The organism is Streptomyces sp. NPDC038707 (assembly GCF_040636485.1).
Taxonomy (GTDB): domain Bacteria; phylum Actinomycetota; class Actinomycetes; order Streptomycetales; family Streptomycetaceae; genus Streptomyces.
Genome location: NZ_JBEZUP010000022.1, coordinates 117636 through 126855 on the forward strand (window position 1 = coordinate 117636; position 9220 = coordinate 126855).

Below are 9220 nucleotides of genomic sequence, written 5' to 3' on the forward strand. Positions count from 1 at the left end.
GGCGGTTCCTGTCGGCCGGCCCTCAGGGACCGGCCTCTCTTCGGCCCGGCGTCATAACTAGTCCTGTTACATCAACCAATCACATCCACCACGACCACCCTGCCGCGTTTGTCGTAACTGACTTTGTTACGTCGAACGCCTGGAGGTTCTGCATCGTGTACCGATCGCTTGTCGTCCTTGCCGCCGGAATGTTCGCCATCGGCACCGACAGCTTCGTCATCGCCGGGATCCTGCCGGACGCGGCGGATTCCCTCGGCGTCCCCGTCGGCACCGCGGGCTGGCTGCTGAGCGCCTACGCCTTCACCTATGCCGTCCTCGGCCCCGTCATGGCGGCGCTCACCACCCGCTGGCCACGCCGCACGCTGTTCCTCACCGGATTCGCCGTCTTCACCGCCGGCAACGTCGTGACCGCCTTCGTTCCCGTCTTCGGCGTGGCCCTGGCCGCGCGAGCGCTCGCGGGATTCGGCGGAGCCATGGTCACCCCCGCCGCTGTCGCCGCGGCCGCCGCGCTCGCTCCCCCGGAGCGCCGCGGCAGGGCCATCGCCACCGTGATGACCGGCCTCAGCGCCGCGACCGCCCTGGGGGCGCCCATCGGCACCGCGCTCGGCAGCATCACCGGCGACTGGCGTGCCACCATGGTGTTCGTCTCCGCGCTCGGACTGCTGGCCGCCGTCGGCATCGCCCTGCTCCTGCCCGGGATCCCCATGCCCCCGGCCGTCCCGCTGCGCACCCGCGTCGCCCCGCTCACCGACCGCCGCATCGGCCTGACCCTGTTGACCACCCTCCTCGTCTACACCGGCCTGTACACCGTCTACTCCTTCATCGGCGAAAGCCTCGACCGCGCCACCGGCGGCAGTGGCACCACCCTCGCCGCGCTGCTGTGCGCGTGGGGCCTGGCCGCCACCGCCGGAACCCTCGGCTCGGGCGGCCTGATCGACCGCTTCGGCAGCCGCCGCGTCATCAATACCGCGATCATCGTGGCCGCGATCGACTTCGCACTGCTGCCGTGGACCAGCGCACATCTGGCCTCCACCGTCGTGGCGCTCCTGGTCTGGGGCATCTGCGGATGGGGGCTCCTGACACCGCAGACCCACCGCCTGATCACCACCCTGCCGGCAGCGGCACCCCTGCTCACCGGTCTCGCCTCGGCCACGGTCTACATCGGGGTCTCGGTCGCGCCCCTGGTGGGGCAGGCCGGGATGGCGCGGTTCGGCGCCCACTGGCTGGGCGCGGTCGGCGCCGTCTTCGTCGCGCTCGGCCTCGGCGCGGCCGAAGCCGCGCACGCCGTCATTCGTCGGCAGGCGCCGCTGGACACACCCGCGGCACCGGCGCAGCCGCTGCCGTCGAAGCAGCGCCTGCCCCACCACCGTTCGTGAGCCGGGCGGCCGACCGCCCGCCAGGAACGTCATGCCTGGTCATACAGGGGTCTCTGTCCGTTCCTGGCCCTGGCGAGCGGCGCTGACGCCTTGCGCGACCGTCTTGCCCCCGGCCGGGCGGGAGCGGTACTGGAGGTGTCCTGCCCACAGGGTGCCGAGCAGCCCGGCGGCGGCGAGCGCGGCTCCGACCCAGGCCACCGAGGCGAAACCGAACCCGGCGTCGATGACCACGCCGCCGAGGGCCGGCGCGAGCGTGTTGCCGACGTTGAAGGCCGAGGTGTTGGTGGCGCCGACCAGGGTCGGTGCGCCGGGCGCCACGACGAACACCCGGGACTGCAGGATCGGGTTGGTGACGTATCCCGCCATGCCGAGGACGAAGACCAGGGCCACGGTCACGACGGTGTTCTCCGCCAGGACGGCGAGCAGCGCGGAGGCCGCGGCGAGGACGCCGGTACCGAGTGCGAGCGTGCGGATCGGGTAAGCCTCGGCGGTCCTGCCGCCGATGACCATGCCGAGCAGGCCGCCGACGCCGAACAGCGCCAGCAGGACGGGCACCCAGCCGTCGGCCAGTCCGGTGACATCGGTGAGCAGGGAGGCGAGGTAGCTGAAGGTGACGATCACGGCGCCGAAGGAGAACGCCGTCACCGCGTACGAGAGCCACAACTGCGGCCGGGCCATCGCCCGCAGTTCGGCGCGGACGGTACGCGTCTCCTCCGCGGACCCCCGCCCGCCGGGAATCGCGGACACCGAGCAGGCAAGGCTTACCAGGGTGAGCGCGGCCACGCCCCAGAAGGCGGCGCGCCATCCGGCGAACTGGCTGAGCAGCGTGCCCGCCGGGACGCCGATGATGGTGGCGAGGGTGAGTCCGCCGGCGACGACCGCGACCGCCTTGCCCTTGGCGTTCGCCGGGACGAGGGCGACGGCGGTGGCCACGGCGACACCCCAGAAGCCCGCGTACGCGAGGGCACTGATCACCCGTGTGGCGAACAGGACCGCGTAGCCCGGGGCGAGGGCTCCGAGGATGTGCGCGGCGATGAAGAGGGCCTGCAGCGCCACCAGGGCCGTGCGGCGGGGCCAGTTGAGTGTGGCGACTGCGAGGAGCGGGGCGCCGACGACCATGCCGATGGCGAACGCCGAGATCAGCAGCCCGGCATCGGGGATGGAGACCCCCAGGTCAGCGGCCAGGTCGGGGAGCAGGCCGGAGAGCATGAACTCCGATGTGCCTTGGGTGAAGATACCCAGGCCGAGGATGTAGACGGCAAGGGGCATGGGGTTGCCTCCGAGTGCGGCGGTGGGGACGGGAGTCGAGCCCGGTCACGGGTGGTGGGGGGCGGGCCGGGAGCGACGCTAGCACGTTTCGAAGCGTTTGCTTCAAAACTAGGGTACGGTGAGGAACGCCTGGAAGTGGCGGCCCGGTCCCACCAGTTGCCCGGCGGCCTGTCCCGCCTCTTCCGCTGTTCCCGCTGTTCCCGCTCCGAGGAGGAGTCCCATGGCCGATGCAACCGCCGCCCCGCAGCGCGTCCGTGTCACCGCCGATCCCGACTGGTACGAACCCGCCGGCATCGCGCTCGGCATCCGCGTCGGCGACCTCGTCTTCACCTCGGGCCAGGGGCCGGTCGACGAGCACGGCACGACGGTCGGCAGGGACGACTTCGAGGCGCAGGCCCGGCAGGCGCTGGCCAACCTCGCCCTGGTCCTGAAGAACGCCGGTTCCGGTCTCGACCGGGTCGTCAAGGCGACGGTGTTCGTCACCGACATAGCCCGGCAGCAGGAGGCCTTCGCTCGGCTGAGGGCCGAGTACTTCGTCCCGCACACGTTCGCCGAGTCCTTCGTCCAGGTCTCCTCCCTCGCCGATCCGGACTGGCTGATCGAGATCGAGGCCGTCGCGGTGGCGGGATGATCCGCCCCCGGGTTTCCGTGCGGTCGCTCCGGAATCCGTAGAATGCGGGTATGGCCCGGCCCAGGAAGTTCGACGAGACGCAGGCCCTCACCGCCGCCATGGAGACCTTCTGGCGCCGGGGGTACGAGGGCACCTCGACCCGGAACCTGTCCGACTCGACCGGCCTCGGCCAGTCGAGCCTGTACAGCACCTTCGGCGACAAGCGGGCGTTGTACCTACGGGCCCTGCGCCGCTACTACGACATCTACACCGCCGAGCAGACCGCACTCCTTGACCGGCCCGCCCCCGTCAGGGACCTGGTGCGGGACCTGATGGTCCAGGCCGTCGACGCCGACCTGGCGGACCCCGACGCCTCAGGCTGTTTCTCCATCAACGCGTCGGTGGAGAAAGCCGACTCGGACGACGCCGTCCGGGAGGAGGTCCGCCGGCACTTCACCACGGTGGAGCGGGCACTGACCGCGACGATCGCGCGGGGGCAGCGCTCCGGTGAGATCTCCCCGGAGCGGAGCGCCGGGACGCTCGCCCGCCAGGTCCTCAGCACGTACTACGGACTGCGCGTGCTGGCCCGCGTCCAGAAGGACAGGAACGCCCTGCTCGACGTGGTGGAAAGCACCGTCTCCGCCCTGTGACCGGTGCCCGCGGCGGGCCGGGCGCCGGTCAGCTGTCACCGGCGTTCCGCGCCACGTCCTCCAGTCGGCGGCGGTGGTTCTCCCACCACGCCCGGTCCGCCGTCGGCAGGCTGTCCTTGCCCCGCGCACTCCCCGCGGACCCGTCGACCATTTCGCGCACGATGTCGGCGTGGCCGGCGTGGCGCTGGGTGTCGCAGATGACGCGCACCAGGGCGTGATGGAGTGTCACTTCCCGTCGTTCCTCCGGCCACCACGGGACGTGACCGGTCGCGTCGAGTGCCAGCGATGCGATCGTGCGGTCCGAGTGCTCCCAGGCCTGCCGGTACAGCCCCACGATGTCTTCCCGTGACTCGTCCGCGGTGGCCCACATGTCCGCGTTGGGTTCCGCGTCTTCCGTGTACCACCAGGGCGGCGGCTCCTGCTCGAAGAACGGGCGCCCGAAGGTGTCGCCGAAGTACGCCAGTTCCACGCCGGCGACATGCTTGACCAGTCCCAGGAGGTTGGTTCCGGTGGGGGTCAGCGGTCGGCGGACGTCGTACTCGGAGAGCCCGTCGAGCTTCCACACCAGCGCGTCCCGCGCCTCTTGCAGATAACGGAGAAGGTCCGCTTTCGGGTTGAGTTCGATCATGCCGGGCAGTCTTCCACCCGCCACTGACAACCGGGCCGTGCGCTCAGCCCGACGGCAGCCCGGCCACGGCCCGGTGGATCCACACGTCGTGGTCCTGAAACGGAGGGCCCCGGCCGTCGGGCGTGGTCCCCGCCCAGATCCCCGGCGGTGAGCGGAAGGGCTTGGGGCGGGCCGCCCCGACCGGCCCAGGCTTGCGCGGCCGGCAGCGTTCAGCCGGCGACGCGGTTCCGGGAGGAACAGCACGTCGCGGGGGCGGGTTCACCTCGGCCTGACACGGTCCCGCCGCTCTGGCACTTCGTGCACCCACCGTGGCCGTTCCCCGGTCCGCCACGCGTGCGCACGGCGGGCCAGCGGGACGGCCGAGGCGGCCGCCACCGCGTAACCGGCGCCGATGACCAGCCATCCGGTGGCGGCGAGGGAGGACAGGGCGAGGGTGACCAGGAGGGGGGCGCAGGAGCGGACGAGTTGGGTGCCCGTGGACCAGGCACCCTGGTACTCACCGAGGCGGGCGGCATCGGCGAGGTCGTAGGACAGGCCCCAGGAGCCGGCCGACTGGAGCAGTTCGGTGAGGGTCAGCAAGGTGACGGCGGCGGACAGCGCGAGCACACCCGGCAGGGGGCCGAGCGTGCCGGTGGCGGCGAACACCACGGCAGCGGCCGGCAGGCAGTAGCCGCCGCGGCGCAGCGCGCGGGCCGCGGAGCCCACGCCGGTGACGGTCCGCCCGACCCGCATCTGCAAGGCGATGGCGATCAGCACGTTGAGGAAGAGCAGGGCGGATGTCGTCCACGCGGGAGCCCGGGTGTGGCCGGTGACCCACAGCGGCATGCCGACTTCCAGGAGTTCCATGTGCATGACGAGTACGCCGTTGAGCAGAGCGAGGGTGAGGTACGGGCGGTCGCGCAGGACTCCGGCGCGCCCTGCCCCGGCGGGCCGCGGCCCGGTGGCGGCCGGGCCGGCTCCGGCAGAGGGCACCGGCGTCTCGGGCAGGCGCACCGCGACGAGCGCGACGGTCAGCACGCTCACCGCACCGGCGCCGATCAGGGCGCGGAAGGCCAGGGGGCTGTCCAGGGCGAGGGCCAGCCCGAGGGCGGGGGTGGCGAGGGTGGCGCCGATGTTGCGCACGACGCGGTTGAAGGCGAGCGTGCGCACCCGGTTCCCGGGCGTGGTGACAGCGCCGAGGCAGGCCTGGCGTACCGGGCCGGCCGCGCTTTCGACGAGCCCGGCGAGGCAGGCGACGACGAGGAACACCGGGTAGGAGTCCACGAGTTGGTAGGCGCCGAGGATCAGGGCGCGCAGCAGGCTGAGGACGATCAGCAGTCTGCGGTGTCCCGTACGGTCCCCGAGACGGCCGGCCGGCACGGCCGCGGCGAGCCCGACGAGCGCGGCCAGGGACAGGCCGCTGCCGACCTGCACCGCGCCCAGGTGGGCGACCTCGGTGAAGAACAGGACGCCGCCCGCGAGCATGATGCCCGGGACCAGGGAGTCGAAGAAGGTCACGGCGGCATAGACCCGCAAGGGGCCGCGTGGAGGCAGGATCATGCCGTCCACTGAAGCCGCCCTCCCCCGCCGACCGACAGGAATTTAGGCTGGTCCTGAATCGTCGGGGCGCTGAAGGAGCGGGGCCGGTTGATCGAGATCGAGTTGGGAGTGGACGACCTCGCCGGCGTCCGGTTCGCCGTCTCGCCGTTGCAGGAGACCTGCCACAGCCTGTGGGCGCTGCGCGACCCCGGTGACTTCCCGCTGCACCTGCGGTGGATCAGGCGGGTCCGCGACCGTCTCCCCCTGCTGGACGGCGAGATGCTCGACGCCCTGGTCAGCGAGCGGCGCTGGCTGCCCGACTTCATCACCCCGCGCCCCCTGACCCGGGTGTCGGACATGGCCGGGGAACTGCGGACGCTCAGGGGCACCGATCCCGTCACCGTCCGCCGGGACATCGAGACCGCCTACCGCGACCAGCGCATACCGCCGGTGCTGCGCGGTGACCCGGCCGCGCTGCGCGACCGGATCGCCGACGCGCTGGAGGCGTACTGGCACCTGGCGCTGGAACCGTACTGGCCGAGGATGCGCGGCGTGCTGGAGGCCGACATCCTCTACCGGGCGCAGCTGCTCGCCTCCGGCGGGGCCGCGGCCCTCTTCGCCGGTCTGCACCCCAACGTCCAGTGGGAGTCGGGGATCCTGCGCCTGCACCCCATGGGCACCCGCAGCCGGGTGCCGGCCGGCAGCGGGCTCACCCTCTGCCCGACCCTGTTCGGCCGCAAGGCGACGGCCCCGATCGGCGAGGTGCCGCGCGTCGACTACCCGGCTCGGGGGGTGGCCACCCTGTGGGAGGCGGTGGCGGCACCGCCCGCGGATTCGCTCGCCGCGCTGATCGGGCGCCCCAAGGCCGCCCTCCTCGCGGCACTCGACGCCCCCGACACCACGACGTCACTGGCCCGTGTCCTCGGTGTCACCCCCAGCGCCGTCTCCCAGCACCTCGCCGTGCTCACCGCCTGCGGCCTGGTCACCCGGGCACGGGCCGGGCGGACGGTCCTGTACGCACGCAGTGAACTCGGCGACCGGCTCGCCGTTCCGTGACCTCGCGCTCCCCGGGGCCTTCGGGGTCGGCGAGGACGTACCAGGTCTCCGCGCCGGTCTGGCCGATGTCGGCCGGACGCGCCCCGAGTTCCAGCAGTCGCTGCAGTTCGGCGTCCTGATCGCGGTCGGTGGCGTTGACGTCGATGTGCCGCCGGGACGTGCCCGGCTCCGGCTCGTCCCGGCGGCCGACGAACAGGGTCGGCTGAGGGCCGCCGAACCCTTCGCGCGGCCCGATCTCGATGCTGCCGTCCTCTTCGCGGCCGAGCACCAGCTCACCGATACGACATGCCGTGGACGGAACCTGCTCCCGGAACTCTCGGGCTCCCCACCGCAGGGACACACGCTGGAGACCGTAACGGGCGGGGCCGACGGGTGCTAAGGGCTTTCGGGAGGGCGCCGTGCCGCCCGGCGGGCGTGGTCTGGCATGATCCCCCGGTGTCCGCTTGCCTGTACGAATCGCACGTCACCGTCCGCTGCGCGGGCCCCGAGGAGTGGGCGCGGCTGCGCCGGTGGGCGGCCGCGGCCGGTCTGAAGCTCACGCACATCGTGCTGGCGCGCGGCCGGATGACCGAGCAGCCCATGCTCACGCTCTCCGGGTCGGCGTCGTACGCCGGACAGTGCGCGCGGGTGCGGGACGTCGTGGCGGGACTGCGGACGGACGGCTTCGCGCCGGTCCGGGTGAAGACGGAGTGCACGCCGTGGGCCCCGGAGGTGCCGGACCGGCTCGCCGCGGACGACGGACGCTACTTCGAGCACCATGTGAAGCTGTCGCTCGACGCGCACTCGGACCTGGGCGCGCTCGCCGCCCGGGTCGTCCCGCACGGCGCCCATCTGTCGTGGAACGCGCGCCGGGTGCGGGCCGGCGCGCGGCACGAGCGGTTCGTGACGCAGCGGTGCCGCAGGGTGGGTGCGGACGGCGCGGGGCGGGCGCTGGAGCGGCTGCTGGCGGAGCTGGGAGGGGTTGCCGTACTGAGTGTGGAGCGGGAGTTCGTGCTGCACGACAGTGACCTGTCCGTGGACGACGGCTGGATCGAGGAGCCCGTGGGGGTACGGACATGAGCGGGACGGCATGGGAGGGGTCCGGCCGGCGGCGCGCCGAGCCGCCCTGGAAGCCGCTGGACGACGCCACCCGCAGGGCGCGGGACCTGCCGGAGACGTTCCAGTGGGTGCCCGGGGACGACGTGGTCCAGCGTCCCGTCTTCGACCCCTCGCTGAAGCACCGCCGCAGCGCCTACCGCGCGACCGACCCGCGGTTCGGCGACCCGGCGCGCGGCGCGGCGTGGCGGGCGGCCCGGCGCCGGGCCCTGCACCTGGTGCTGGACGCGATCGCCGGCTCCGAGTGGGCCGACGCACTGGTGCTGCGGGGCAGCGTGCTGATGTCGGTGTGGTTCCCGGACACCGCCCGCGAACCGGGTGACCTGGACTTCGTCGTCGTCCCCCACACCTGGGGGATCGACGACGGCCGCACGGACCGGATGCTGCGCGGGGTCGCCGCGGCGGCACAGGAGTCGGCCGACGCGCACGGACACGGGATCGCGATCTCGGCACGGGGCGCGGTGGTCGAGGACATCTGGACCTACGAACGGGTACCGGGCCGCCGGATGGTGCTGCCGTGGGGCGTGCCCGGCCTGCCCGGCGGCCATGTCCAGCTCGACTTCGTCTTCAACGAGCGGCTGCCGGAGGAACCCGCACCGGCCGGACTTCCGGGCGGCACGCTCGTACGGGCGGTGTCGCCGGAACTGTCGCTGGCCTGGAAGCTGATGTGGCTGATCAACGACATGCACGCGCAGGGCAAGGACCTGTACGACGCGGTACTGCTGGCCGAGCGCCATCCGCTCCGCCACGAGCTGCTGCACGAGGTGATCAGGCTGTCGGGTGAGTGGCCGTACCCGTACCGCGAGAAGGTCCTGCTGGAGGACGTGCGGGAGGCGCTCGAGTTCGTGGAGTGGGACCACTTCGTCACCGAGTACCCGCGGTTCGCGAACGCCGGGCAGGAGTACGCCGACCGGCTGGTGCGGGCCGTGACGCCGACGTTCGGCCGCCAAACTCGGCTTCGTAGGCGTCGGTTTCTTCTTCCTGCTCAGCGGCTTCGTGCTGACCTGGTCGGCACGCG

General features: G+C 72.6%; 10 protein-coding genes. 6 read left to right on the top strand and 4 right to left on the bottom strand.

The window, feature by feature from the left end:
- Positions 1 to 155: 155 nt before the first annotated feature.
- On the top strand, positions 156 to 1376 hold the full coding sequence (locus AB0E62_RS26620; protein WP_362198742.1) for an MFS transporter: 1221 nt from the start codon (positions 156 to 158) through the stop codon (positions 1374 to 1376).
- 39 nt (positions 1377 to 1415) lie between these two features.
- Here the strand turns inward: AB0E62_RS26620 and AB0E62_RS26625 are convergent, their stop codons facing one another.
- Positions 1416 to 2645 carry a Cmx/CmrA family chloramphenicol efflux MFS transporter gene (locus AB0E62_RS26625; RefSeq protein WP_362198745.1) on the bottom strand — a complete coding sequence of 410 codons (1230 nt, stop codon included), beginning with the start codon at positions 2643 to 2645 and terminating at the stop codon, positions 1416 to 1418.
- 220 nt (positions 2646 to 2865) lie between these two features.
- On the opposite strand from AB0E62_RS26625, the gene AB0E62_RS26630 reads away from it, so the two are divergent.
- A complete protein-coding gene (locus AB0E62_RS26630; protein ID WP_362198748.1) occupies positions 2866 to 3276 on the top strand; it encodes a RidA family protein in 411 nt (136 codons plus the stop codon).
- Positions 3277 to 3326: 50 nt separating this feature from the next.
- Positions 3327 to 3905, top strand: a complete 579-nt coding sequence (locus tag AB0E62_RS26635) for a TetR/AcrR family transcriptional regulator (protein WP_362198751.1) — start codon at positions 3327 to 3329, stop codon at positions 3903 to 3905.
- A 28-nt stretch (positions 3906 to 3933) separates the two neighbouring features.
- Here AB0E62_RS26635 and AB0E62_RS26640 read toward each other — a convergent pair whose 3' ends face one another.
- Together AB0E62_RS26640 and AB0E62_RS26645 are read right to left on the bottom strand one after the other, a co-directional pair.
- Positions 3934 to 4533, bottom strand: coding sequence for a DinB family protein (locus AB0E62_RS26640; RefSeq protein ID WP_362198754.1), 600 nt, complete (start codon positions 4531 to 4533; stop codon positions 3934 to 3936).
- Positions 4534 to 4791: 258 nt separating this feature from the next.
- Positions 4792 to 6072, bottom strand: a complete 1281-nt coding sequence (locus AB0E62_RS26645) for an MFS transporter (protein WP_362198757.1) — start codon at positions 6070 to 6072, stop codon at positions 4792 to 4794.
- A gap of 87 nt (positions 6073 to 6159) precedes the next feature.
- Between AB0E62_RS26645 and AB0E62_RS26650 the strand changes: the two genes are divergently transcribed.
- Positions 6160 to 7107, top strand: a complete 948-nt coding sequence (locus AB0E62_RS26650) for an ArsR family transcriptional regulator (RefSeq protein WP_362198760.1) — start codon at positions 6160 to 6162, stop codon at positions 7105 to 7107.
- Here AB0E62_RS26650 and AB0E62_RS26655 read toward each other — a convergent pair.
- On the bottom strand, positions 7034 to 7378 hold the full coding sequence (locus AB0E62_RS26655) for a VOC family protein (RefSeq protein WP_362198778.1): 345 nt from the start codon (positions 7376 to 7378) through the stop codon (positions 7034 to 7036). The genes AB0E62_RS26650 and AB0E62_RS26655 overlap by 74 nt on opposite strands.
- Before the next feature lie 164 nt (positions 7379 to 7542).
- Here AB0E62_RS26655 and AB0E62_RS26660 point away from each other — a divergent pair, with 164 nt between their 5' ends.
- Positions 7543 to 8166, top strand: a complete 624-nt coding sequence (locus tag AB0E62_RS26660; protein ID WP_362198763.1) for a hypothetical protein — start codon at positions 7543 to 7545, stop codon at positions 8164 to 8166.
- Positions 8163 to 9220, top strand: a 1058-nt coding sequence (locus tag AB0E62_RS26665; RefSeq protein ID WP_362198766.1) for a nucleotidyl transferase AbiEii/AbiGii toxin family protein, incomplete at its 3' end; no start/stop codon positions are given. The genes AB0E62_RS26660 and AB0E62_RS26665, both read left to right, overlap by 4 nt.